Origin of the sequence: Lewinella sp. W8, assembly GCF_004375085.3 — a bacterium.
Classification (GTDB): Bacteria; Bacteroidota; Bacteroidia; order Chitinophagales; family Saprospiraceae; genus Neolewinella.
In genome coordinates, this window is record NZ_SNAQ03000013.1 from 20,520 (window position 1) to 44,035 (window position 23,516).

Annotated in this window: 19 protein-coding genes; 15 read left to right on the forward strand and 4 right to left on the reverse strand. The window is 55.7% G+C overall.

Annotation, left to right across the window (positions count from 1 at the left end; genetic code table 11):
- The first annotated feature begins 15 nt into the window (after positions 1–15).
- The 5 genes from E1J53_RS14800 to E1J53_RS14820 all read left to right on the forward strand — a co-directional run bounded on the left by E1J53_RS14800 (position 16) and on the right by E1J53_RS14820 (position 3,322).
- Positions 16–378: a four helix bundle protein gene (locus E1J53_RS14800; protein WP_134274527.1), complete on the forward strand. Its 363-nt coding sequence runs from the start codon at positions 16–18 to the stop codon at positions 376–378.
- 102 nt (positions 379–480) lie between these two features.
- Positions 481–1,083: a 3-isopropylmalate dehydratase small subunit gene (gene leuD / locus E1J53_RS14805; protein ID WP_134274528.1), complete on the forward strand. Its 603-nt coding sequence runs from the start codon at positions 481–483 to the stop codon at positions 1,081–1,083.
- A gap of 54 nt (positions 1,084–1,137) precedes the next feature.
- Positions 1,138–2,193 carry a 3-isopropylmalate dehydrogenase gene (leuB, locus tag E1J53_RS14810; protein ID WP_134274529.1) on the forward strand — a complete coding sequence of 352 codons (1,056 nt, stop codon included), beginning with the start codon at positions 1,138–1,140 and terminating at the stop codon, positions 2,191–2,193.
- Between the two features lie 84 nt (positions 2,194–2,277).
- Complete coding sequence (locus tag E1J53_RS14815; protein ID WP_134274530.1) at positions 2,278–2,700, forward strand: SRPBCC domain-containing protein; 423 nt, start codon at positions 2,278–2,280, stop codon at positions 2,698–2,700.
- Complete coding sequence (locus tag E1J53_RS14820; RefSeq protein WP_134274531.1) at positions 2,681–3,322, forward strand: YdeI family protein; 642 nt, start codon at positions 2,681–2,683, stop codon at positions 3,320–3,322. The genes E1J53_RS14815 and E1J53_RS14820 overlap by 20 nt, the downstream gene beginning before the upstream one ends.
- 9 nt (positions 3,323–3,331) lie before the next feature.
- On the opposite strand, the gene E1J53_RS14825 is transcribed toward E1J53_RS14820, so the two are convergent.
- The 3 genes from E1J53_RS14825 to E1J53_RS14835 form a co-directional block, all read right to left on the reverse strand.
- Entirely contained in the window at positions 3,332–4,783 is a 1,452-nt protein-coding gene (locus E1J53_RS14825; protein ID WP_134274532.1) for a hypothetical protein, read from the reverse strand.
- Between the two features lie 112 nt (positions 4,784–4,895).
- Positions 4,896–6,527 carry a choice-of-anchor B family protein gene (locus E1J53_RS14830; protein ID WP_134274533.1) on the reverse strand — a complete coding sequence of 544 codons (1,632 nt, stop codon included), beginning with the start codon at positions 6,525–6,527 and terminating at the stop codon, positions 4,896–4,898.
- 38 nt (positions 6,528–6,565) lie between these two features.
- Positions 6,566–7,087: a YfiT family bacillithiol transferase gene (locus E1J53_RS14835; RefSeq protein ID WP_134274534.1), complete on the reverse strand. Its 522-nt coding sequence runs from the start codon at positions 7,085–7,087 to the stop codon at positions 6,566–6,568.
- A gap of 264 nt (positions 7,088–7,351) precedes the next feature.
- Between E1J53_RS14835 and E1J53_RS14840 the strand changes: the two genes are divergently transcribed.
- The 3 genes from E1J53_RS14840 (at position 7,352) to E1J53_RS14850 (ending at position 11,622) form a co-directional block, all read left to right on the forward strand.
- A complete protein-coding gene (locus E1J53_RS14840) occupies positions 7,352–7,873 on the forward strand; it encodes a hypothetical protein (protein ID WP_134274535.1) in 522 nt (173 codons plus the stop codon).
- Positions 7,874–7,905: 32 nt separating this feature from the next.
- On the forward strand, positions 7,906–8,685 hold the full coding sequence (locus E1J53_RS14845; protein WP_134274536.1) for a TIGR02757 family protein: 780 nt from the start codon (positions 7,906–7,908) through the stop codon (positions 8,683–8,685).
- A 180-nt stretch (positions 8,686–8,865) separates the two neighbouring features.
- A complete protein-coding gene (locus E1J53_RS14850; RefSeq protein WP_173021502.1) occupies positions 8,866–11,622 on the forward strand; it encodes a peroxidase family protein in 2,757 nt (918 codons plus the stop codon).
- A 271-nt stretch (positions 11,623–11,893) separates the two neighbouring features.
- On the opposite strand, the gene E1J53_RS14855 is transcribed toward E1J53_RS14850, so the two are convergent.
- Positions 11,894–13,180: an NAD(P)/FAD-dependent oxidoreductase gene (locus tag E1J53_RS14855; RefSeq protein WP_134274538.1), complete on the reverse strand. Its 1,287-nt coding sequence runs from the start codon at positions 13,178–13,180 to the stop codon at positions 11,894–11,896.
- Between the two features lie 380 nt (positions 13,181–13,560).
- Here E1J53_RS14855 and rnr point away from each other — a divergent pair, with 380 nt between their 5' ends.
- The 7 genes from rnr to E1J53_RS14890 all read left to right on the forward strand — a co-directional run bounded on the left by rnr (position 13,561) and on the right by E1J53_RS14890 (position 23,070).
- Positions 13,561–15,906, forward strand: coding sequence for a ribonuclease R (rnr, locus tag E1J53_RS14860; RefSeq protein ID WP_134274539.1), 2,346 nt, complete (start codon positions 13,561–13,563; stop codon positions 15,904–15,906).
- A 1,033-nt stretch (positions 15,907–16,939) separates the two neighbouring features.
- Positions 16,940–17,599 carry a hypothetical protein gene (locus tag E1J53_RS14865; RefSeq protein WP_134274540.1) on the forward strand — a complete coding sequence of 220 codons (660 nt, stop codon included), beginning with the start codon at positions 16,940–16,942 and terminating at the stop codon, positions 17,597–17,599.
- A 281-nt stretch (positions 17,600–17,880) separates the two neighbouring features.
- Entirely contained in the window at positions 17,881–18,399 is a 519-nt protein-coding gene (locus E1J53_RS14870; protein WP_134274541.1) for an OmpH family outer membrane protein, read from the forward strand.
- Positions 18,400–18,509: 110 nt separating this feature from the next.
- Positions 18,510–19,016, forward strand: a complete 507-nt coding sequence (locus E1J53_RS14875) for an OmpH family outer membrane protein (RefSeq protein WP_134274542.1) — start codon at positions 18,510–18,512, stop codon at positions 19,014–19,016.
- 7 nt (positions 19,017–19,023) lie between these two features.
- Positions 19,024–19,857, forward strand: coding sequence for a glutamate racemase (gene murI, locus E1J53_RS14880; protein ID WP_134274543.1), 834 nt, complete (start codon positions 19,024–19,026; stop codon positions 19,855–19,857).
- 26 nt (positions 19,858–19,883) lie between these two features.
- Positions 19,884–20,351 (forward strand): DinB family protein, encoded by a 468-nt coding sequence (locus E1J53_RS14885; RefSeq protein ID WP_134274544.1) that lies wholly within the window; start codon positions 19,884–19,886, stop codon positions 20,349–20,351.
- A gap of 313 nt (positions 20,352–20,664) precedes the next feature.
- Complete coding sequence (locus E1J53_RS14890; RefSeq protein ID WP_134274545.1) at positions 20,665–23,070, forward strand: hypothetical protein; 2,406 nt, start codon at positions 20,665–20,667, stop codon at positions 23,068–23,070.
- The last annotated feature ends 446 nt before the right edge of the window (positions 23,071–23,516 follow it).

Consider the following 23,516-nt stretch of genomic DNA (forward strand, 5'->3'; position numbering starts at 1 on the left):
GTAGATCCATTGAGCATGGACGCTAATGAGTTAGAAAATCGGCTAATTGATTTCGGAGTACGCTGCACCTACTTGTGTCGTGCGCTACCGACGGATCGGTTTTTTGACGCAAAGCACGTAGCGAACCAATTAATTCGTGCCAGTACGCACGCTGGATTTCATTATCCTGAGGCAAGAGCTGCGGAATCAAAAAGAGATTTTATTCACAAAATAAAGGTCCTCTTAAAGGAACTACGCGAATCAAAATCGGAATTGATGTACATCCAGCGGATGGATTATTTTGAAGAGGATTCCAGAGTCACACCCCTGATTCAGGAAGCTTCAGAACTTGTAGCCATTTTCACGGCCACTGTCAAGAAGCTGGATCGAAAGGTGTGAGATGCTTCTCCAAATGTTCAATGCTCAATGTTCCATCCTAAATTTTAAATTCTCAATGTTCAATTCTAAATTCTAAATCCTCGATCCTCAATCCTGATTCTTATGACCCCATTTACCAAGTTGACCTCTTCCGCAGTTCCCCTGCCCGTTGAGGACGTTGATACCGACCAGATTATCCCCGCTCGCTTCCTTAAGGCGACTACCCGGGAGGGATTTGGTGAGAACCTTTTCCGCGACTGGCGTTACGACAAGCACGACGAGCCCAAGGCGGATTTTGTCCTGAACAATCCTCTGTATCGGGGAAGCATTCTGGTGGCCGGAGCCAACTTCGGGTGTGGGTCCAGCCGGGAACACGCGGCTTGGGCCATTGAAGACTACGGGTTTCGGGTGGTAGTGTCCAGCTATTTTGCGGACATCTTTCGGGGCAACGCCCTCAATAACGGCGTATTACCGCTGGTGGTAGCTCCCGAAGTACTCGACGAGACGTTCAGGACGATTGAAGCAAATCCCAAGGCCAATTTTACCGTTGATCTGGAGGCGCAGACCTTCAAGAATGAGCAAACCGGTACGGTAACCACCTTTGACATTGACGAGTACAAGAAAACCTGTCTGATCAATGGATACGACGATATCGATTATTTGTTGAGCCAGCGGGAGGCCATCGAATCCTTTGAGCAAAAGCGGAAAGACTTTTCCCTGCTTTAAACAATTCCCCTTTTTTTAGAAAGACATTAATATCCCACCCCGGACATACGATTTATGAGTACTTACAAAATTGCGGTTCTCGACGGAGACGGTATCGGACCCGAAGTCATCAAACAGGCGATCAAAGTGATGGACGCCATCGGGAAAAAGTTCTCCCACGAATTTGATTATCACTTTGCTCCGGTTGGTGCGGTCGCCATCGATGAGACCGGCGACCCGCTCCCCGAAAAGACCCTTGAACTGTGCAGGGCTTCTGATGCCCTGCTCTTCGGTGCCATCGGTCACCCTCGCTTTGATAATGACCCTACGGCAAAGGTCCGTCCGGAGCAGGGATTGCTTCGTCTACGCAAAGAACTCGGATTGTTCGCCAACCTGCGGCCCGTGGCCGGATACGAACAGCTTACCCACCTGAGTCCGCTGCGCCCGGAACGGATGAAGGGGGTTGACATGCTCATTGTCCGGGAATTGACCGGAGGGATTTATTTTGGAGAGAAGGGGCGTAAAGACGGGGGTAACACTGCCTACGACACCTGTTTGTATACCCGCCCGGAAATTGACCGGATCGTCCGCATGGGCTTTGAGGCGGCCGGTAACCGCCGGGGAAAACTGACCCTGGTGGACAAGGCGAACGTCATGGAAAGCAGCCGCCTGTGGCGGGAAGTCACCCGGGAACTGGCCGGGGAATACCCGGAGGTGGAGTTGAATTTCATGTTCGTGGATAATGCGGCCATGCAGCTTATCCTTAATCCCGCGCAGTTTGACGTGGTCGTCACCAGTAATATGTTTGGCGACATTCTTTCCGACGCATCCAGTGTCCTGGCCGGGTCGCTGGGCCTGCTGCCCTCCAGCAGTGTGGGGGCCAAGGTCGGTATGTTTGAACCCATCCACGGCTCCTGGCCCGAGGGGGCCGGGCAAAACCGGGCTAACCCCGTGGCCACCATCCTTTCCGCAGCCATGCTGCTGGACCACCTCGGCCTGGTGACCGAAGGGGACGCGATTCGCGGGGCGGTAAACGCTACGCTCGAGTCAGGGTACGGTACGGAAGACCTGCACCCCAAACATCAGGTGGGTACGGACGAGATGGGGGACCGGATTGCCGCGGCCATATAAATCCCTGGTCTTTTTGATGGATGTCCGTCACTGGAAGTATTTTTATTGGGCCCGGGAAATTGCGGGCACCAAAAGGACTCGGAGATGGAAAGAGAAGTCGTCACGGTACGGGTACACATCGGGGCCGCACCGGAAACGGTATGGGATTACTGGACTAATCCCAAACACATTGTCAACTGGAATTTTGCCGCCGATAGTTGGCAATGCCCCCGCGCTGAAAACGATGTTCGGCCAGGGGGACAGTTTTGCTGGAGAATGGAAGCGAAAGACGGAAGCATGGGCTTTGATTACGCCGGAACCTACCGGATGGTACAGCCCTTTAGCCGGATATCTAAGTCCATCAATGACGGAAGGGCCGTGGTGATTACCTTACGGGAAGAAACGGCGGGCACTACCTTGCTGACGGAATCCTTTGAAGTGGAAGGAACGAACGAGGTGGAACCGCAACGGCAGGGGTGGCAGGCCATCCTGAATAACTTCAAGCAGTATGTCGAAGCCAACCGTTGAGGATTTTCTGAGCAAGGGATGTATGCGGTGCCCCTACGGTGATACGCCGGACTGTAAGGTGCATCAGTGGACTACCGCTATCCGGTCACTTCGGACGATTATCCTGGAAAGCCCCCTGGAGGAAGAGATCAAATGGGGCGTTCCTTGCTACACCCACGAAGGAAAGAATATCGTGATGATCAGTGCCTTAAGGGATAATTGTGTCCTGTCCTTCCTGAAGGGGGCTCTCCTCAACGACCCCTACGGATTGCTGGAAAAGCCGGGGGCGAATTCCCGGGTAGCCCGGGTGATCAGGTTCCGGTCCGACGAAGCAGTTAGCGCCGCGGCTCCGGCGATCAGGGATTACCTGGCCCAGGCCATTCAGGTGGAACGGGAAGGAAGAAAAGTGCCTCCCAGTGGCACCCCCGAAAAGCAGCCGGAGGAGCTGGTCCGGATACTGGAGGAAGACCCTCCGTTGCGGATGGCGTTTGAGGCACTGACGCCCGGCCGGCAGCGGGGGTACATTATTTATTTCTCCGCTCCGAAGAAGTCGGAAACCAGGATATCCCGCATTGAACGGAGCAAAGAAAAAATCCTGGAAGGGATTGGATTGCACGACAAGTATTCGGGCAAGCGAAAGTAAGGTGGTGCTTTATCGTAAGTTTTCCTCTTCGGACTGGTCCGCCGGAGCGGGCATCAAGTCTAGCCGGTCATCAACGTAGTAAAAGGGAACTACCGTGGTCCGCTTGAGCTTTTCCCGTTCCTTGTCGTCATCTTCAGACGCTTCGTACTGGTTGAGGGTAAAGCTGTGGGTGCCCTCCGACAGATCCCGCAACGAAATGAAGGTGATCAGCTCCGTAAACAGCTCACCTTTTTTTGGCGGACGGACGAAACACTGATCAAGGGCTACTTCTTCATCATCCAGTTTCAGTTCGAGCGGGGCGAGGAGGCAGGGAATGATCTCCTCCTGAATCCTCGTTTTCATCGATTCCGGCACGCGTCCCAGACTATCCTGCCGCGCCCCAAGGCTGAAACCAATCACGAAAGATTCCAGACCACCGATGGTAAACGAATAGGAATTGATGGGGACAAGGTCGGGGCAATGATCAACCACCAGGCTCTCCAGTCGGGGTTGGACTGGAATCCGAACCTCAACTACCGGGCCACTCAGCTGCCGGGATGGCAGGATGATAAAGGAGTTGCGATCGTCGGGGTGTTGCTCGTCGGCGTAGCTGTAAGAGAACATGATGTTTTGACGATCTTCATCGGAATACTCGCTCTGCCGGTGGTCAAAGAAAGTATTGGGTTGTAAACGGAAACCAAAAATCATCAGGGTGATGATCAGGTAGGGAATCAGGAAGTAGACAATTTTTTTGCCCAGTGGGTGGCTGACGAGGTTATAGTAGAAGGGGCGGTACAATCGGGCCAGGGTAAGCCAGCCGAAAACCCGGTAAACGGGATAGTACAGGCGAGCGATATTCTCATTTTTTTTCGCCACTCCGGCCGAGAGGAAATCCAGCAAATAAGCCAGCATCAGCAATAAGAACACCATGATCATGATGAAGCCGGAAATAACGACGAGCGGACCATCCCCGAGGGAAAGTAACCCAATGAAAAGGAGCGAAATGATTACAATGGAAAGGTAGGTGCTCACCATAATGGCGATGAGCAAAAAGGTTACCGCGAAAATGACGCTGGCGAGTTTATCCAGATTACGGATGTAGTTATCAAAGCTTCCGTTCCTCCGTAAGATGAATTTTTTGAAGGTAGGCGCCAGGTCAAGGGTTTCATAATCCGTAGGTCCCATAACGGATCGCAAGCCAATGGCCCCGATCCATAAACAGCGAATGACCACGTGCACGAAAAAGTGCATCAGGGTTACGTAAAACGCAAAGTCAATGAGCAGGATGATGAAAACTTCCGCTCCGAATACATTGGGGTGACCCCGGAGAATATCCTTTAGCCGATCGGTGAAGGAATCGAATTCATCCACCCCGGACAACATTCCCGCAAGCGCGAATCCCGTCACCAGAAGTTCCAGTTGCCAGCTGTCCCGTTGAAGGTTGTCCAGGTAGTTGCCGGAAGAATTGCTTTTTCTCAGCATAGTGCTCGCCTACGTACTGATGAGCCCCGCCAAGAGGCTACACCGGGTTTAGATGAATATTCTACCCTAATGTACTACACCAAAAACAAATCCCGGGCTTCCCGACAGACCACTAGGGGCGGACCACAATTCTCGCCCGGGCAACGCCATCGTTAACGCTGAGCAGATAGGTGCCGTAGGACAAAGACGCGGGCAGCCGCAATGAAACGCCCTGGCCCTGAATAATTCGCCGGCCGAGCAAGTCGGTAAGCATCCAGTGGTCCGTCTCCAGGATGCCAGAAATCTGCAGTACCTGACCGGCCGTGCCGGGGTTCGGGTAGGCCCGCAACGGACGGTCATCCATCGCCCCGATAATCACGGTGCGCACCTCCGAGAGCGCTTCGGTACCGTCCAGGTCACGTTGCCGCAGGCGGTAGTAATTGGTTCCGGTTACTGCGTCGGGATGCTGGAAGGCATAGTCGCCGGGCGCCACCGCGGGAACGTACCCAATGGAGGAAAAGTGTTCGCCGTTAGCGCTGTGTTCAATCTCCCAACCGGCATGCTGCTCTTCCGTGACCGTGGTCCATTCCAGCGTAGCTCCTTTCTCTCCGCCCCGGGCCGTCCAGCTCAAATACTCTACCGGCAGCGCATTGATGTCCGTTACCTTTAGTACCACCAGTCCCGTTTCCTGATCACTCCCCAGGATGTTACCGGAGGGCAGGTACGGGTAGGATCCCCAAACGCCGTCGGAGCCATAACTCGACTGGTTGGGGGTAGTATCGTAATAGGCGACCCGGTACGGATTCGTGGGGTCACTGATGTTCCACACCTGCACCCCGTCATCGTAGTAACTCACCACCACCAGGTCGTTGCCCATCACGTAAGGATTGTGGGCAATGCTGTTGGTGGCCGCAGGGGCCAGCAGGGCCGACCGAAAAATGGACACCACCTCGATGTCAATTGGGTTGCTGACGTCCGCCACCTTTACGCCCCGGTTGAAGTTTTCGTCGCAGAAAACCAGGGTACGCCCGTCCGCAGAAAGCCAGCAACTGTGGTTGTATCCTGCCTCCTGGTAGTTGGTGAGGTTGCCCAGTTCTACGGGGTTGTTGGCGTCACTTACGTCGTATACGTAGAGGCCATTATTGCCGTGGTTGCCGTAGAGGGTGTCGTTACGGACAAACCCGTCGTGCAAGTACCCTCCGTTTAAATTTACCCCGGTCACCAACGATGGATTAGCCGGGTCGGCGAGGCTGTACACCATAATGCCACTATTGCGGGATGCGGTTCCGCCACTTGAACCGAACACGTAGAGCATTGCCGGGCTGACCGCCTCGTCAATGTAGATGTTGTGGGCCCGGTGAAAATTGGTGTTGTCCTGGAAGATAATTGAAGCCGAAGCGGGGAGATTGGACAGGTCAATAACCTGCAGGCCTTCCGTCCGCTGGTCAGCGACGCAGTATGCGTAGTGCTGGTGGGTCTTGATGTCGCGCCAGATGGTGCCGTCGTTAACGTCATTGTTGTAGCGACCAATTTCACTAATGGAGGCGGGGTTGGTGACGTCCAGAATGTGGACGTAATGCCGGGAGCCCATCAGGGCGTACTCGCGCCCTCCGTCTGCGTATCCCCATAAATCCGAGAACCGGACCAGGCTAACGGGCAGGGAAGCATCCGTCCACGTGCCCAGCAGTTCCATGTTGTCGGACTGTTGAGCGTGAGCGAAGGAAGAGAGGAGAAGGAAAAAGAGTAGTAGTAACTGGTCGCGCATAATTTCATGGAATCCCTTGGCGCCAAAGATAACTCAGCTTATTGACCAAGAATGATTTCCAGATGACCAATGTGATGCCTTCCGTGCCAGTCGTAGTGGGCGGCCAGGGTATCGAGGCGATACGTCCACCCACTCCCCGGATGCAAGGCCGTTCTTTCCCACTGGGCGTCGGTGCAGGTTGCCAGCAGGGTCGCCCACCGGAGGTGAAGACCCCGCAAAATGTCGAGACTCACCCGCACCGGAACCACCTCCACGTCGGTCAGTTCCGCCCAACGGGTTTCGTCGTAGGGCGTGAGGGTAGGGTGGTCCTCGGTCAGTACCCGTTTGTGTCGAACGTAGGCATTGGTGTGGCTGTCCACGAGATGGTGAATGACCTGCCGGGCCGTCCAGCCATCGGGGCGGTAAGTATTGTCCAGTAGTGCCCCTTCCTCCAGCGCGTTGACCAGCGGCGAGAGCTTGTCGGGCAGTCCGCCGATGGATTTAACGTATTCCACTCGCCGGGCGGCAGCTTCCTCGGGAGCGGGAAGCTCAAATTTTCCAATGGGGTATCGCAGGGACATGAGTAGATTTTGTCGATGAAGTAATGGCGGTCCGAAAATACCTACTTCCTTTCGAACTGCTCTTCGTTAAATGGAGGATAGTCGCCTTAAGACGCCTGGCGGGGAACTTGGAGTGCTTAACCTTCGCCAAGAAGGGATAAGCTGATCCAGGGAGAAATTCAATTTTTTGGCTATCGCAGGTGCCATGCATCCGGGTAGGGCAAAGTTTATGGCAACCGCGATGAACCTCTCCCTGCGGTAAGCTATTCGGCAAGAAAAGTCTTTATGCAATTGCGAATTTTCGGGCTCTGCGTTGGAATGTTGCTCCTGAGCGCCTGTGAGGGCCGCACTGAGGAACGACGTTCCTCCCGTGGGGAGCACTTCGTTCCGGACCCTAACTACCTGTACTTCAAAAACACCCGCGCCCGGGATTACCGGACGGAGGAACTAGCCGACAAAACAATCCTCTGGAAGCTGGACGATCTTTTCGCTTCCGATGCCGTCCTGCAACCCGTCATTCAGGACGTGTGGCTGGAAGACCGGGCTTATTTGACCTGCCACCTGAGGGGCGAACCTTCCCAGGCGTTTCGGCTGGAGGCCGAACGGAGGGAGGACGCCGACTGGGAGTTTGTTCCGGTGTCGGACCCCATGACGCTGGCCCAAATCCATGCCTTCCGTGAGATGCTCGGCGCCCAACACGCCCTGCGTGTGATTACCCCCTCGGATACGCTGCGGGTCTTCTCCGCACCACCCGAGCGGGCCGCCGCCCGGGAAGTGATCGATGATTACCTGCGCTTGCTGGAATAAGGTAAGATCATCAATATCTACCTTCGCCGACCATGGACATTACCCAGTTACTTGATCAGTACCACGAGCGCTTCAATCAGCCGGATTTTATTCCCGACGATCCCATCGGACTGGTGCACGCCTTTGACGATCCGCGCGATCGGGAAATCGTCGGGTTTTGGGTGGCGACCCTGGCCTGGGGGCGTCGCGCCACCATCATCGATAAGGGCGCTCAGTTACTGGAACTGATGGAGGGAAGACCTCACCGCTTCGTGCTGGAGCATACTCCCGAAGACCGCGCCCGGTTCCGGGACTGGAAACACCGAACGTTTACGTACACGGATACCCTGTATTTCCTGGAATGGCTGCAGTGGTACTACCGGCAGCACGAAAGCCTGGAGGATGCTTTCGCCCGGCACCTGAGCCCGGAAGATGCCACCATTGAACCCGCTTTGCGGGGCTTTCACGAATTGTTTTTTTCGCTGCCTTCCGCGCCGGCCCGCACCCGCAAGCACGTGGCCACACCGGCCAGAAAATCCCGCTGTAAACGGCTCTGCATGTTCCTGCGGTGGATGGTCCGGCGAGATGATCGGGGGGTGGATTTTGGTGACTGGACGCGGATCCGACCCGATCAGTTGTGCATGCCGCTGGACGTACACGTTGAGCGCATAGCGCGCGAATTGGGACTCCTGACCAGAAAGCAGGCCGACTGGCGAGCCGTACTGGAACTGACCGACGCGGTCAGAAAAATTGATGCCCGCGACCCGGTAAAGTATGATTTCGCGCTTTTCGGTATGGGGGTAGAGGGGATCAACCCGCACCAATTTCTGTAAAATAATGGTCGAAAGTGATCTAAAGCACTTATTGCTGGCTGGACAATTTTTACCTTTAGGTCGTATTTTTATATCCCTACCGAACATAATCTCCCCCGGCGTATGGCCAGACGACTACTATTTTCAAGTGCATTATTTCTTTCCACTGTATTCTGTTTCGCCCAAACGAATAATGTTGAGTTGTACCGAACCATTGACGGCCGGTTCAACAACCGGATAAATCAACAGTGGGGGGCAACGCACACGCCCATCCTCCGCGTAACGGGCAATGGTTTTGCCGACGGCTACAGCGCTCCGGCGGGCCCCGAACGCCCCAACCCCAGGGTTATCTCCAACGCGATCTTCGCCCAGGACGGACTCCTGAACGATCCCGTAGGATTGAGTGACTTTACCTGGGTATTCGGTCAATTCATTGACCACGACATCACCCTGACGGAAATCCCCGGTGAACCCATCCCCATTCCCGTACCGATGGGGGACCCTAATTTCGATCCCTTCTTCACCGGTAACGTGATGATTCCCATGACCCGCAACGGGCAGCGGTTCGGTACCGGCCTGGGGCCGGGGAACCCCCGGGAATACGACAACGAAATCACGGCATTCATCGATGGCTCTGCCGTTTATCACTCCGAAGAAAGTGCCGCTCAGTGGTTGCGTACCGGAGTAGACGGTAAGCTCAAGGTGAGTGCCGGAAACCTGCTTCCCTACAATACCGTTGACGGTGAATTTGATAGTCCGGTAGATCCCAATGCTCCCCATATGGCCGATGGAGTAGGCGTAGCTACCCGCCTCTTCGTGGCCGGAGACGTCCGGGTGAACGAAAACCCCCTGCTGACAACTTTTCACACGCTGTTTGTCCGGGAGCACAACCGCCAGTGTGACCTGCTCAAGGCACAGCACCCCGACTGGAGCGATGATGAGCTCTACGAATACGCCCGCAAAATCGTGGGGGGGCTGATCCAGTCCATCGTATACGACGAATGGTTACCCGCCATGGGCGTGGAAGTGGCCCCGTACGATGGATACGATTCCCGGCTGCTGCCGCAGATCGCTAACGTTTTCTCCGCGGCGGCCTTCCGGGTGGGGCATACGCTACTGAACTCAAATCTCCGGCGTTTGGACGCCAACGGACAGAGAATGCCTGACCTCGGGTTGCGGGAAGCCTTCTTCCGTCCTGACCAGATTCCGGCCACCGGTGGTCTGGAGCCCTTCCTGCGCGGGATGGCCGAACAGGTACAACAACGGATGGATAACCACGTGGTGGACGATGTTCGTAATTTCCTTTTCGGCCCTCCGGGGGCCGGGGGCCTGGACCTGGCGTCCATCAACATCATGCGCGGCCGCGAACGCGGCCTGCCCCTGTACAACTCCGTGCGTCTGGCCTATGGCCTTGGTCCCGTCTTTGAATTTTCCCAAATCAACCCCGATCCCGACGTATATGAGGCCCTGGCCGAAGTGTACAACGACGACATCAACCAGGTTGACCCCTGGGTGGGGATGTTGGCCGAACGGCCCATGGACGGTTCCATTTTTGGCCCCACCATCCGTACCATCATGAAGCGGCAGTTTGAGGACCTGCGGGACGGCGATCGCTTCTTCTACCTCAATGACCCCCTGCTGACGGAGGAGGAAAAGGAATGGATCACCAACACCTCTTTCCGGGACGTCGTGATGTACAATACGGAGATTAACCTCATGCAGGATAACGTCTTTGAAGCCACCCCCTTCAGCGATATGTGTGGAGCGGGTACCGTAGCTACCGACGGAGTGATTAATCTGCACACCAGCAATGTTCCACTGCCCGAAGTAACGGTTGACGCCATCGGGAACGACGGACTGGTGGTATCCACCAGCCTGACCTCCGACCTGGGTTTCTATGACTTTGAGGCCCTCCCGGCCTGTCAGATGACGAGCCTGACCGCAGCGCGGATGGATACCTGGGATAACGGCATCAACATCCTGGACATGGTCGCCATCCAGCGGCACGTCCTGGGGCTGACTCCCTTCACCAACCCCTACCAGTACCTTGCCGCCGACGCTAACGGAGATGCCTCCATTGACGTCTTTGACATCGTTGCCCTCTCCCGACTCATCCTGGGCCGGACCACCGAATTACAACCCGCCCCCGTACAACCCTGGCTGTTCATCCCGGCAGCCTACGAGTTTACGGACGCCGAAAATCCTTTCGCGGATGACTACCCCACGGAAATCAGCTTTGCGGACGTAGATCCCAACAACATCAATCAGGGTTTCGTGGCCGTGAAGATTGGTGACGTTAACGCAGACGTTTCCGTTGGTTCCAGCAGCCTGCAGGCTCCGGGACTGGTGGTGGAAATTCCCGCAGAGGAGCTTACTCCGGGTCGGGTGGAAAAAGTACGGTTGAAGCTGCGGGGCAACGACTTGAGTGGTTTCCAGTTTGCCCTCCGCGCTGACGGCGGACGCATTCTTTCCGCTACCGTAGCCGAAACAGGACGAGGCCAGCAGGTTGAACTGGACGAAACGGGCAACCTTAAGGTGTTGGGCCTGCTGGAAACGGAGGACATTTTACCCCTGGAGCTGGAGGTTGAAGTATACCGCGAGGCTACGCTCGACGACGTCATCAGCATCAGTTCGGTACTGCCGGCGATGACGGCCAACGCAGGGTTACGGCCGGGAACGGTCCGTCTCGAACGCGGTGACGCTTCGCTGGCGAATACCCGGGTCTACCCGAACCCATTTGACGCTAGCGTAAATCTGACCTTACCCACCGCGCTAACGACGGAAGCTACCGTGTACCTCTACGACGTGGCGGGACGCCGGGTACTGGAGCAGCCGGTGGCGGCCGGTGCGCAGCAGATTACGCTTAATGACCTGAACCTCCCGGCGGGTACCTACGCTTTGCGGTTAAATGACGCCCGGGGAGAAACCTTGTTTGCCACGGTGCTACAACGACGGTAAGCGGGTTAAACGAAAACGGAAAATCAGGGCGGCGGTACGGAAGTGCTGTCGCCCTGTTTTTTTGATCAACTCCGGTAATAGCATTGCCTAAGGAATGAAAATTCAACGAGGGACTCCTCCCAAAAAAAAAGAACCTCCTAACCCACATGCAGGGTCGGAGGCTCACTTTACACTCACTAGTATATATGAAACTTAATCAACTACATCTTTAACTACCCGAGTAAGGATTTTGTTACGCCTGCCACCAAATTTATTGTCAGCAGGAAGACCCTTAGGGTTGGTCCGTACCCGAAACGGTAACTGCGGGGGCTTTGCCGGTCTTGGCCCGGAAGAGTTTCCACCAGAAAGTCGGCCGTACGAGTTGCTTGCGCAATTCGAAATCGGTGTACATCCTACAGAGTACTTCAATGACCTTAGGGTTGGCCGCCACGATGCCCGTTAACAAATTTGTCAGCCAGGTCCACTGCATAATCTGCTGCAGCCGGTAGCTCAGCCGCAGCTCGGTGCGCAGTACCCGTTCGATGCGCACGTCGTAGGCCCGGAGGTAGGCGGCGTCGAAGCGATTTTCGGCCAGGCATTTTTCGGCCAGTTCCGCGGCGATAAACCCACTGTACACCCCGTTACCGATGCCTTCACCGGTGAGGGGGTCAATGAGGTGGCCGGCATCACCGATCAGCAGATAGTTATCTCCGGAAAGAATGCGCTCCTTGGAGCCCAGGGGCAGCCCATACCCAACCGTCGGGTCAATTTGCTCGGCCCCCGCGAAGCGCTCCCGGAAGGCGGGGGAGGCGACAATTTTATCCAGTTCCTTGCGCAAATTCACTTTGCGGCGTTTGACGATGTCGGATCGCATCCCGAGTCCGACGTTGGCTTCCCCGTTGGGGAGAGGGAAAATCCAGAAGTATCCGGGATTGTACTCCTTGAGAAAGTGAAGCTCGATAAAGTTATCCGGGTGGAAGCCCGTAACGCCCCGGTAGTAGGCCCGCACGGCCGCCGCGTAGTGGTCATGGTCGACTTCCTGCCGGGCTTCGTGCCGGCTGAATTTACTCTGGGCTCCGGTACCGTCAATCAGCAGCCGGCAACTCCAGCGGCGGCCGTCGCGGGCCGTTACCGTGTAGCCGGTGTCCGTTTTCTCAAATTGCGAGATCTCCGTGTTCAGCTGGAGGTCAATGTCGGGGCGGCGGCGACATTCCTCGAGGAGGAAGTTGTCGAAGTCCATGCGCTTACTGACGTAGCCGGGCGCCTGGTCGGGAATCCGCTCGTAGCCGATCTTGAAGGGTAATTCGATGAGCTTCCCCGAGGGGGGGAAGAAACGGATGCCCCAAACGTCCGTCGGGGAGTAATGGGCCCGAAACCGGTCCATGATGGCGGGGTCCAGCCGGTTGAGCAGGGTGGGGACCTTGCCGCTCAGGGCATCACCACAGACCTTATCGCGTGGGAAATCGGATTTGTCCAGCAGCGTACAGGGAATACCGAGGAAGGAAAGCCGCAGGGCCGTAGCCGCGCCGGCGGGACCGGCGCCCATGATCAGGAGGTTCGTGGGGGTGGGGGAGGACATAGGGCGCAAGATAAGCGGGAAGGCTAATTATGGAAGAACCAGAAATGTAGCTAATGACCACCGAATGGCTGGATAACGGACCGGTTTTAACGCTTCTAAACGACCATCCCGCAGCCTGAAGGGTACTGTGACTAAGGAAAGCAGCGGGAGCAACGAAGAGATACCAAAGGACCACTGCCGTACCTGCTGCTCTGGCACCTGCGGCCCCTCGCCCAAACCCCGCCAACGATAAAAAAGGACCTCCGCTAAAAAATGCCCACAGAACTTTTCCCGATTTACCTTCGTTCTCAGGTTGATACAATAACCCAAATGAACAAAATCCGCAGACCATCTACCTGCGGCGGTGCCAACGGGGTGCCGAAACACACCCAAAGAAATACATGTCTAAGAATAAGATTAAGGGCAGCAAGCTCAAGGCCCGCGATTTAGAACGTGCGCTGGTCAAGGAATTTAAACTAAGCCCGCGCAAGCAATTCAACCCCAAGCAACTCATCCGGAAGCTGAAAATCAAAAACAGCAAAGACAGCGTCCAGGCCGCCCTGGATAAGCTGGCCTCCGCGGGCAAAATTCGCCCCACCGACAACTACAAATACCAACTCGCCAAGGATTACACCGAGAAGCACACCAGGACCTACCTGGAAGGACGCGTCGACATGACCCGCTCCGGTGCCGCCTACATCGTCGTCGACGGCGATCAGGACGATATTTTCGTCCCCCCCACCCGCCTGCACAACGCCCAGGACGGCGACACCGTCCGCGTGCGGTACTGGACGCCCTCCGGCCGCCGCAAGCCGGAAGGTGAAGTGACCAAGGTGCTGGAACGCAGCGTCACCCACTTCGTCGGTACGCTGGTGGAGCACGCCAAGTACGCCGAGGTGGTCGTCGAGCAACCCGGCGGGCACATGCTCTCCGTGGCCGTGCACCGGGCCGAATTGATGGAGGCCGAGAGTAAGGACAAGGTGGTGGTGGAAATCACCGACTGGGCCACGAACCGCTTCGGACAGATCAGCGGAAAGATCACCGCCGTGCTCGGCGCGGAGGGGAGCAGCGAGATCGAGATGCAGACCATCCTGATCAACAATGGCTTCCAGATCACCTTCCCGAAGGCCGTGCTGGAGGAAAGCGAAGGCCTGCCGAGCAGCATCAGCCCCCAGGAAATTCACCGTCGCCGCGACATGCGGGAGGTGACCACCTTCACCATCGACCCCCTGACGGCCAAAGACTTCGATGATGCCCTTTCCGTCGAGCACCTGGAAAACGGACAGATCGAGATCGGCGTCCACATCGCCGACGTCAGTCACTACGTCCGTCCCGACAGCGCCCTGGACAAAGAAGCCCGCTCCCGCTCCACGAGTGTATACCTCGTGGACCGCGTGTGCCCGATGCTGCCCGAGCGCATCAGTAACGAACTCTGTTCGCTACGCCCCCACGAGGACAAGCTGACCTTCAGCGCCGTCTTCACCCTGGACGCCAAGACCTATCAGGTGCGCAAGCGCTGGTTTGGTCGAACGGTGACCCACTCCGACCGCCGCTTCACGTACGAGGAAGCCCAGGAAGTGTTGGACACCGGCAAAGGGGACTTTAAAGAAGAACTGGTCTTGCTGGATAAGATCGCCAAGAAGTACCGCGCGCGGCGCTTCAAGAACGGCGCGATTGACTTTGCCACCAACGAAGTCCGCTTCAAGCTGGACGAGGACGGTACGCCCCTGAGCGTCTACATCAAGGAGCGCATCGACACCAATATGCTCATCGAGGAGTTCATGCTCATGGCCAACCGCGAGGTGGCCACCTACATGGTCAAGAAAGCTGAGCGGCTGAAAACCCTCATTCCTTTCGTATTCCGCGTGCACGACGATCCGGACATCGAGAAGGTCGAGGAGCTGGCGCGCTTTGCCGCCGCCCTGGGCTACGAGATGGACCTGAGTAGCCCGACGGCCATCGCCAAGAGCTACACCAAGCTGTTGTCCAAGGCCGGCGAGGACCCGATGGTGAAAATGCTGAGCCCCATCGCCATCCGCACGATGGCCAAGGCCATTTATACCACCGAAAACATCGGTCACTACGGCCTCGGCTTCGAAAATTACACCCACTTCACTTCGCCCATCCGCCGGTACGCGGACGTGCTGGTGCACCGCATCCTCTACGCTAACCTCGAAAAGGGCAGCCTCTACAAGGCCAACCCCATGAAGCTGGAGGAAACCTGCAAGCACATCAGTAATCAGGAGCGGAAGGCCGTGACGGCGGAGCGGGAAAGCATCAAGTACAAGCAGACCGAGTTCATGCTGGACAACATCGGCGAGGAATTCGATGGTGTCATCAACGGCCTGGCCGACTTCGGCGTCTTCGTGGAACTTTCCGAGAACTACGTCGAGGGCATGATCAGCTACGAGGACATGGACGAATCCTACGACATCGGTGCCGGCAAGCTCTACATCACCGGTCGCCGCTCGGGCAAGAAGCTCAAAATGGGCGATTCGGTGCGGGTGCGCATCGAAGACGTGGACCTCGAGCGCCGTCGGATCGACCTGTCGCTGGTGGAGGTCCTGAAAGTCCACGGCAACCACGAGGATAAGGACGCTGATCGCAAGAGCCGTTCTTCCCGCAAGTCCAAATCGAACGGACGTTCCTCCGGGCGACGGAGCGCAGGTGCCCGCTCTTCCCGGACGGCCAAGAACTCAGGTTCTTCCCGCAGCCGGAAGACGCGCACGCCGCGGAAGCGGAAGTAGGGACGGACTAGGCTTGAGGATCAAGGATTTAGGTTTAAGGCTGAGGCTGAAGAGAAGGCTAAGGCCGTAGTGGAAATATTGGAGCCGGCTTGCTCCCCGACCAATCATCGATGGGGCGGGGAGCAAGACTGGACCGATTCCCGGGGAATCGCAGCCATCACCTGGGGCGCTCCGCAGCGACAAGGCATGCCTTGTCGCTGCGGAAAATCAAGGTACTGCTGAATTTTGTTCCGGTAAACACTCCGCGTTCGGTAATGAATAGGATCAATGTTTAAGGCTGACTCCTTAAGTCGTTTACCAATATGCTCCCAAAGGTCGTCCGCCCAGGCGCGAGGAACGAGCAGACTGGCCGGCCGACCGGGGGTGAGCTGAAACGTTACCGCATCGGTATCGATGAACTATGCTGATGGCACCTGGAAATATGGTCGACCGGCTTGCGGTAGGTAAGCACATTGATTTTTTCATAATGATAGCATCGTGTTGCGAAGTTTTTTTACCGGTGAAGAAGCTCTAGATTTCGTAACATCGGGCGGTAGTTGGATCTCCTTCATGGGGTGAAAAATGAAAAGTCTATGTTGCAATCTAGAGCAAGCCTTTTCCGGAAAGATGTTCTGCTACGGGAATGGCTCGGCGTGGAACGCCTCGACCGGTTTTGGGTGCGTTCGCTTGGGACCTCGAAGCGTGCAACAAGCGCAGCGCGTTGCTCCTTTGAGGGGTCCCCGCCGGCTTTATTTTTTCCATGACGAAGGAGCTTTAGATGCCGTAACATTGGGCGGTAGTTGGAACTCCTTCATGGGCTGAAAAATGAAAAGTTTATGTTGCTACCTAGAGCAAGCCTGATCCGGCACCTATCCTGGGTACAAGAAGACTAAAGGACTGTACCTCACTCCTGAATCCTGAAACCTGAAACCTCAATCTTACACCCTCCCTTCCGGGAAAAATTGACCATCAACCGGGCAGAATGGGTAAAGCGATGGCCCCGAGGCGGGCCGAAATTTGTGTCATCAAATCATCCAATACAATTGATTACACAATGAAGAATCTATTTTCCACCCTTTCCCTGATCGTTTTTGCTCTCCTGGCCTCCTTTGGGCTGCAGGCCCAAATGTCGGGCGATCATGCACCGACGGTGATCAGCTTAGACCAGGTGGAGGGGGCTTACACCACCACCCAGCTCAACCTGACGCCGGGCCAGTACATCTTTGAAGTGACGAACACCGAGGTGAATAAGGACCTGGGTTTCTACCTCCAGGACGCGAACGGGGAGGCGCTGCCCAACTCCGGGCTGAAAGAACTGGTCGGCAACGGCGAAACGAGTCGCACCGGAGTGGTGACCCTGACGGAAGGCAACTTTCAGTACAGCTGTCCCCTCAATCCGACGCCCCACTACAGTATTTCCGTGGGAACTCCCCGGGTAATTTCCCTCACCCAGCGCGAGGGAGTCTACGAAACCACCGGCCTTAACCTGGCTCCCGGCTATTACGTTTTTGAAGTAACCAACACCAGCGTTGATAAGGATCTGGGCTTCTACCTGCAGGACGCTGATGGCGAGCAGGTCACGGCTTCCGGCCTGCAGGAACTCGTGGGTAATGGCGAGACGAGCCGTTCCGGAATCGTCTTCCTTTCCGCCGGTACCTACCAGTATAGCTGCCCCCTCAACCCGACGCCCCATTACCGCCTGAAGGTTGAATAAAACCAATTGCGTTTACCACCACGACCGGACTGCCCTCACGGGTAGTCCGGTTTTTTATTTTCTGACGGATGGCCCCGGAAGTACCGTTAATCTTACGTTAAACAAGGGGAGGGGGAGATGAGGTGTTTTGGGGTTTTAATGGCTGAATTACAGCAGGTTGTGGCCAAAATGTAAGTCTTAAAGTTTTCTTCCCCCGGTAACTTCAACCGCATCGAAACGTCTATAGATGTAGACGGTCCGCCGGGCCGCACTTACTTTTGGACCCTAAAAAGAAAAATGCCATGCGCTTTCGTAATACAATTTTGCTGGCTCTAGTGGCCTTCCTTGGCTTCGGTGCCCAGCTTTCTGCCCAAAAGATCGCCTCCGTTGATATGGAGCGGATTCTGAGTAGCATCACTGAGTACCAGGAAGCTCAGGAGCAGCTTGACCAGCTTACCGCCAAGTGGCAACAGGAGATCAATCAGGAATATGACGTGATCAAGGGCATGTACAACAAGTACCAGGCCGAGCAGGTCCTCCTCAGCGAGCAGCAGAAAACGCAGCGGGAGGAAGAGATCATCGCTAAGGAAAAAGCCGTACGGGAAATGCAGCGTCAGCGCTTCGGCCCCGAAGGCTCCCTCTTTCAGCGTCGCCAGGAACTGGTGAAACCCATCCAGGATGCCGTCTATGAAGCCATTGAGCAGTACGCCAGTACGCGTGGGTATGACTTCATCTTTGATCGTGCCGGTAGTGCCGGGATCATCTTCTCCAGCGACACCTACGATAAGACGGACGATATCCTCCGTGCCCTCAGAAACTAAATCATCCCAATCGTCCTGGACAAAAGGACTTCACTTTAAGGTTATTACGGGTGCAAGGCGAGTTGTATCTTTGCGCCCGCAAAAACGATAACTACTCACAAACAGATCAAATGAAAAAGTTCGTTCAATTGGCCCTCATGGCCGTGCTCGTGTTTGCCGCTACGGCTACGGTATCCGCTCAGAAGTTCGGTTACGTGAACTCCACCGCCATTCTGGCCGATATGCCCGAAGTAAAGGCCGCCGACTCTAACCTCGAAGGACTGCAAACGCAGCTGCAGAAGAAAGGTCAGGATATGGTGAAAACCTTTCAGACCGACGTACAGAAGCTCCAGGCTGACGCCCAGGCCGGTACCATGAGTCCCAAGATGCAGGAAGAAGAAGCCGCCAAGCTGGAGAAGCGCCGTAACGAAATCCAGGCTTTCGAAGCCAAGATGGTACAGGACCTGCAGGAAAAGCGCGCAGAACTCTACGAGCCCATCCTGGAAAAGGTAAACAACGCCATCAAATCCGTTGCGGAAGAGAACGGCTACACCTTCATCTTTGACCAGCAGGTGCTCCTCTACGGACAGGAAAGCCAGGACGTAAGCGCCATGGTTCGCGCCAAACTCGGCATATAATTCGTCGGTGTCGCTTTTTGCACATCCCGGATCAATTGGAGTCTTCGACTCCGGCATTGGCGGCCTCTCGGTCGCCAATGCTGTTTCGGGGCTATTGCCCCGGGAATCGCTCCTTTACGTGGCGGACAACGCCCGGGCGCCCTACGGCGCCCGGAGCCGCGAGGAGATCGTTGCGTTCAGCGAGCAAATTACCCGCCATCTGCTGGCGGCAGGGGCCAAAATGATCGTGGTGGCCTGTAATACCGCGACCAGTCTGGCCATCGATCACCTCCGGGAGACCTTTCCGGAAGTGCCCTTTGTGGGCCTGGAGCCCGCCGTGAAACCCGCCGCCAGCGGCCGGCGGATCGGGGTGCTGGCCACCCGGGCTACCCTCACCAGCCCGCGCTACCTGGCGCTACGGGAGCGCTACCTGGCGGATCGCCCCGTATGGGAAAACCCCTGCATCGGTCTGGTGCCCATCATCGAAGCTGAGGCTCCGGGATCCCCGGTGCTAAGCAAAAAATTACGTCAGATTTTGGACCCCATGCTGGCCGGGGGCATCGACACCCTGGTGCTGGGATGCACCCACTACCCGATGGTCCGGGAAGATATTCAGGCGGTTTGCGGGCCGGAGGTGGACATCATCGACCCGGCGCCCGCGGCGGCGCGGCAGGTCGCCCGATTACTGGAGCGGCATGATCTGAGCAATGCCGCTCCGGAAGGCGCCGAAAATATCGGAGCGCCCCACTATGATTTCTACACCACGGGCACGGCCATGCCCCTGCTGCGGAGCCTGTCGGCACTCCCCGCGCTGCAGGCGCATCGTCGCCTGCTCCGGCCATTTTTCTCCCTGGAAGCATAATCGACTTTGGGAATTACCTTTAGGCCATGAGCCAACAAATACCGGGCGCCCTAAGCCTCCTGCGCCCCACCCGAGAGAACATCCTCCGCATCTGCCGCAACCTGAGTGCCGAGCAGCTAAATACCGTTCCCGAAGGGTTCAACAATAACCTCATCTGGAACGCCGGACACGTCATTGCCACCCAAGAATTACTCACCTACGGATTGTCAAGCATGAAAACGCCTTCCGGTCGTGAATTCATCGACCGTTACCGCAAGGGCACCCGCCCGGAAGGCCCCGTTCATCAGGCCGAGATTGACCACATCCTCCAACAACTCGAAGCGGGCGTCGACCAATTAGCGGTCGACCTGTCCGACCTAACGGCCGCCAACTTCCGGGAATACGAAACCAGCTACGGAGTCACCCTGCGTAACCTGAGCGATGCGATGACCTTCAACAATATGCACGAAGCGATGCACCTGGGCACGATGTTGGCGATGCGGAAGCTGGTGTAGGGGGGGAGGTTTAAGGATTGAGACGCTAGGATTCAGGTAGTGGAACAGCTAAACCTTGGTTATTCTGTGAGTTAATCAGTCAATAATCAAGCCCTTGGGTTTTTCGGTAGCGGCAGGTAATTACCTGCCGCTACCGTTTGCCCTACTGAACAACCGCGATTCCGTAGGAATCGCTGATGAAACTTCACGGAACAGCCTACTGCCAAACCTTGAGGAAGCTTTGCCGGGGGCGGCTGCAGGGTACTACCCTTGACTCAATGCACCCCGCCATACCAAAAATGCTACCTTCCCTGTTCATTAAGTAATTGGTCTAGTGTCTCGATTTTTATTGTTCTGCTGTGCGTTAGGTTGGTGGGTGGCTTATCTTCCGGGACAGTCGACCTTGCTATCGGCGGAGGAACAAGAGACATTACGGGATTCCCTGTGGCAAATTTCGCTTACTTTGGAAGCAGGAGACTCTTCGGTCATCAAGCCCCTGTTGATACTGCTCGATGATCAGCGACTGACCATCCAAAAACATTATTTCGGGCAGGACACGGTAATGGTGTCACAGCTGGCCGAAAAAGTGGTTTTTCGATCCACTTATCTGGAAGGTCTTACCTGGGGCGAGCCGATCAACGGTACTATGCTCCGGAATTACTGGCGAGATACCTCCCGTAGAATTGTCTTTTCTCCACTCTTGGGCCGGTTTACGGATGTTCCTCCCGGAACCAGGGCTGTACGGCATGAGCTCCAACCTGCGCCATTACCCAATGGCAAGGCAGAACAGCTTGCAGATTACCGGAGCAGAATTGCCCGTGCCGTTGCGCAAAAGGACTTCTACCTGCCAGTTGAGTTAATTCCTGAGATCGGTGAGCTCGGCACGTCGGAGGCTTTCGAATATCTAAAAGAATGCGCTGCGGGCCAACACTGGGGTAAGTCAGAAAGCCCGCGGCATAATCAGATTATGGGGGCTATCATTAAAGGTCTGGCTCACCATCAAAGTTTGGAAGCGGCCCAGTTGGTCTTGGAGCTTACCCGGCGGTTGGAAGGCTGGGGAAATAACGGCTTCATCGAGTCGATGAACTGGATCACCGGAATCCACCTGGAGGCAGGTCCCTGGGCCGATCAGGATAGCCTAGTGGAGGAATACCAGCGAATCCTGGACTCGCTACCATCCTTGCATGCACTGCAAACGCTGGGCCTTCAGCGGGCAGATCCCGTCCGCCCCGAAGATTTTTCTGATCGTGGTGCCTATTTGGAGCATTTAATTGTCCGGCCAGGCCAAAAAGACTTTGTGCTGTTTCATGCGCTGCGGGAATTGGAAGCCCTACACGACCCGAGAGTTTTGGTTCATCTGGCGGCGCTTCCGCTCCACGAAAATATTTTCTCTTCCCGTGGCTTAACTAGAGCCAGCAGGAGGCGGTTGGAAGGTCTGACGGGGGTCCGGTTATTGGTGGAAAATGATCAGGGAGAGTTGGTCGCTGATGCAAATCAGCGGGTGAAATTTCGTAATGCGTTACATTACTGGGTAAAACACTATGGTGAGTACGCCTGGTCTGACACCATGGGCCGGTTTGTATATCAGGGCAATGATGTAATGCCCCTGGATACGGTGGCGGTAGGGATTGAACGCTTGTATCAAAAGGACGCCGCCGCCGCCGTTCGGGCCGTGGAGAAACTCATCCAACTTCCCGTAGATACGCTACAAGAACGGCTCAAAGGCCGTCACTTTACGGCCCTACATGGAGCCAACAAAGCCCTTCCCTTTTCCCTGAAGACCAAACTTCCCGCCCTCGCCGAGGTACTCGCGATTTGCCGTGCCCTGGAGTACCCGACGCGGTTGTCGAAGCTCGCCGAAGATCAATTAGAACGGCTTGCCTCTGCCGCCAATGACGCGGATCGAAATAAGATATTGTCGACGCTGAATGTTCCAACCAAAGAAAGCGTTACGGCTCTGGAAGTGTGGGGATACGTTCACGCCCGGCGCTATCCTGACGCAGTGGAGGCCCTCAATGATTGGTTGAATGATTGGTATGTAGAACAGTGGAAAACCAAGGCCATTAGCGGGGAAGATTTGCGGCTTTATTTATTGAAATCAGCCCTGCACCGACGGGGAAGTTTTCGGGGCATTTGGCAAAAATTTGAAACGATAATTCAGGGAGCCGGCCCGGGTGCTTTGTACACCCTCAAGGTGCTGGGTGAAAAAGAAACCGATGAGCGGATAAGTAAAGAAATCACGGGGATTTTGGTGCGGGACCAAGTGCGACGTCAAGACCATTTCTCCGTAGCGGAATACCTGGATTTTGGTGCCCTGGGGGCACCAGTACCGGTGGAGCAAGTTGTCGTGGAGTTGACTCCTGGGGCGCTGAGGAGTCTTTTTGATCGTTTTGCCGGTAGCTCCAAAGCGGTGCGGTACCGCCTTATCCAGGTGGTCGATCACCACCGTGATATCGCCATGGTACCCTATCTTTTGAATTTAGCTTCAGATACCACCATAGTAGAAAAAAGCTTCGTTTCATTCCGTACGGATGAGGGCCGATTCACCGAGCACTACTCCCTGCGTCAGGGAGATTATATGGTTTCTATTCTGGAAAAATTATATGGAATTTATTTCAAAGAAGGGATGGAGGAAGGGCCTCCTGAAGAACTCGTGATCCGTAACGATGGATTGCAGCATCTACGGCTCCGAGATAAGTGGCGACAAGCGCAGCGATGGCGGGCGTGGTTGAGGGATTGAGAAACCATGAAATTTGCTTTTCGCATCTCAAGGCGAAGGTGAGGAGCCGTTAACCTTGATCAGAATTGTCCCCCTTACCAAAAATAAATCTTCCTCCGCCCTAAATCCTCAATCCTAACGCCTAAACCCTTATATTTGCGCCGATCAAAATGACGTAAGAACTTTGTTGCGAACGCGCAACGGCCGCCGGTCTAAAAGCGGACCACCGGCGGGATGACAACCAATCCCCGTGGATTTCTCCACATTTCTGGCCCCCGGTGGCCGGTTTTCTCCCTCGTTCAAGGCTGAATTTTGTAGCACTGCTCCGCACCTTTGGCGAAGCTGCTTCGTCCGTTCTGCGTCCCCCGCAGTGGAGAAGTAGTTAGGGCCGGAAGGCAGGTGCCGTGCAGTCGGGTAGGGCAGTGTTTTTTGCTGTCCGGCACGACCGCCCCCAAATTGATTACTAA

Excerpts from the sequence above, each read along its gene's own strand:
- E1J53_RS14855 (WP_134274538.1), bottom strand. The coding sequence starts at position 13,180 with ATGTCCTCCCCCACCCCCACGAACCTCCTGATCATGGGCGCCGGTCCC.
- E1J53_RS14815 (WP_134274530.1), top strand. The coding sequence starts at position 2,278 with ATGGAAAGAGAAGTCGTCACGGTACGGGTACACATCGGGGCCGCACCG.
- E1J53_RS14825 (WP_134274532.1), bottom strand. The coding sequence starts at position 4,783 with ATGCTGAGAAAAAGCAATTCTTCCGGCAACTACCTGGACAACCTTCAA.
- E1J53_RS14845 (WP_134274536.1), top strand. The coding sequence starts at position 7,906 with ATGGACATTACCCAGTTACTTGATCAGTACCACGAGCGCTTCAATCAG.
- E1J53_RS14875 (WP_134274542.1), top strand. The coding sequence starts at position 18,510 with ATGAAAAAGTTCGTTCAATTGGCCCTCATGGCCGTGCTCGTGTTTGCC.
- leuD (WP_134274528.1), top strand. The coding sequence starts at position 481 with ATGACCCCATTTACCAAGTTGACCTCTTCCGCAGTTCCCCTGCCCGTT.
- E1J53_RS14830 (WP_134274533.1), bottom strand. The coding sequence starts at position 6,527 with ATGCGCGACCAGTTACTACTACTCTTTTTCCTTCTCCTCTCTTCCTTC.
- rnr (WP_134274539.1), top strand. The coding sequence starts at position 13,561 with ATGTCTAAGAATAAGATTAAGGGCAGCAAGCTCAAGGCCCGCGATTTA.
- E1J53_RS14840 (WP_134274535.1), top strand. The coding sequence starts at position 7,352 with ATGCAATTGCGAATTTTCGGGCTCTGCGTTGGAATGTTGCTCCTGAGC.
- E1J53_RS14865 (WP_134274540.1), top strand. The coding sequence starts at position 16,940 with ATGAAGAATCTATTTTCCACCCTTTCCCTGATCGTTTTTGCTCTCCTG.
- leuB (WP_134274529.1), top strand. The coding sequence starts at position 1,138 with ATGAGTACTTACAAAATTGCGGTTCTCGACGGAGACGGTATCGGACCC.
- E1J53_RS14870 (WP_134274541.1), top strand. The coding sequence starts at position 17,881 with ATGCGCTTTCGTAATACAATTTTGCTGGCTCTAGTGGCCTTCCTTGGC.
- E1J53_RS14835 (WP_134274534.1), bottom strand. The coding sequence starts at position 7,087 with ATGTCCCTGCGATACCCCATTGGAAAATTTGAGCTTCCCGCTCCCGAG.
- E1J53_RS14800 (WP_134274527.1), top strand. The coding sequence starts at position 16 with ATGGACGCTAATGAGTTAGAAAATCGGCTAATTGATTTCGGAGTACGC.
- E1J53_RS14885 (WP_134274544.1), top strand. The coding sequence starts at position 19,884 with ATGAGCCAACAAATACCGGGCGCCCTAAGCCTCCTGCGCCCCACCCGA.
- E1J53_RS14820 (WP_134274531.1), top strand. The coding sequence starts at position 2,681 with ATGTCGAAGCCAACCGTTGAGGATTTTCTGAGCAAGGGATGTATGCGG.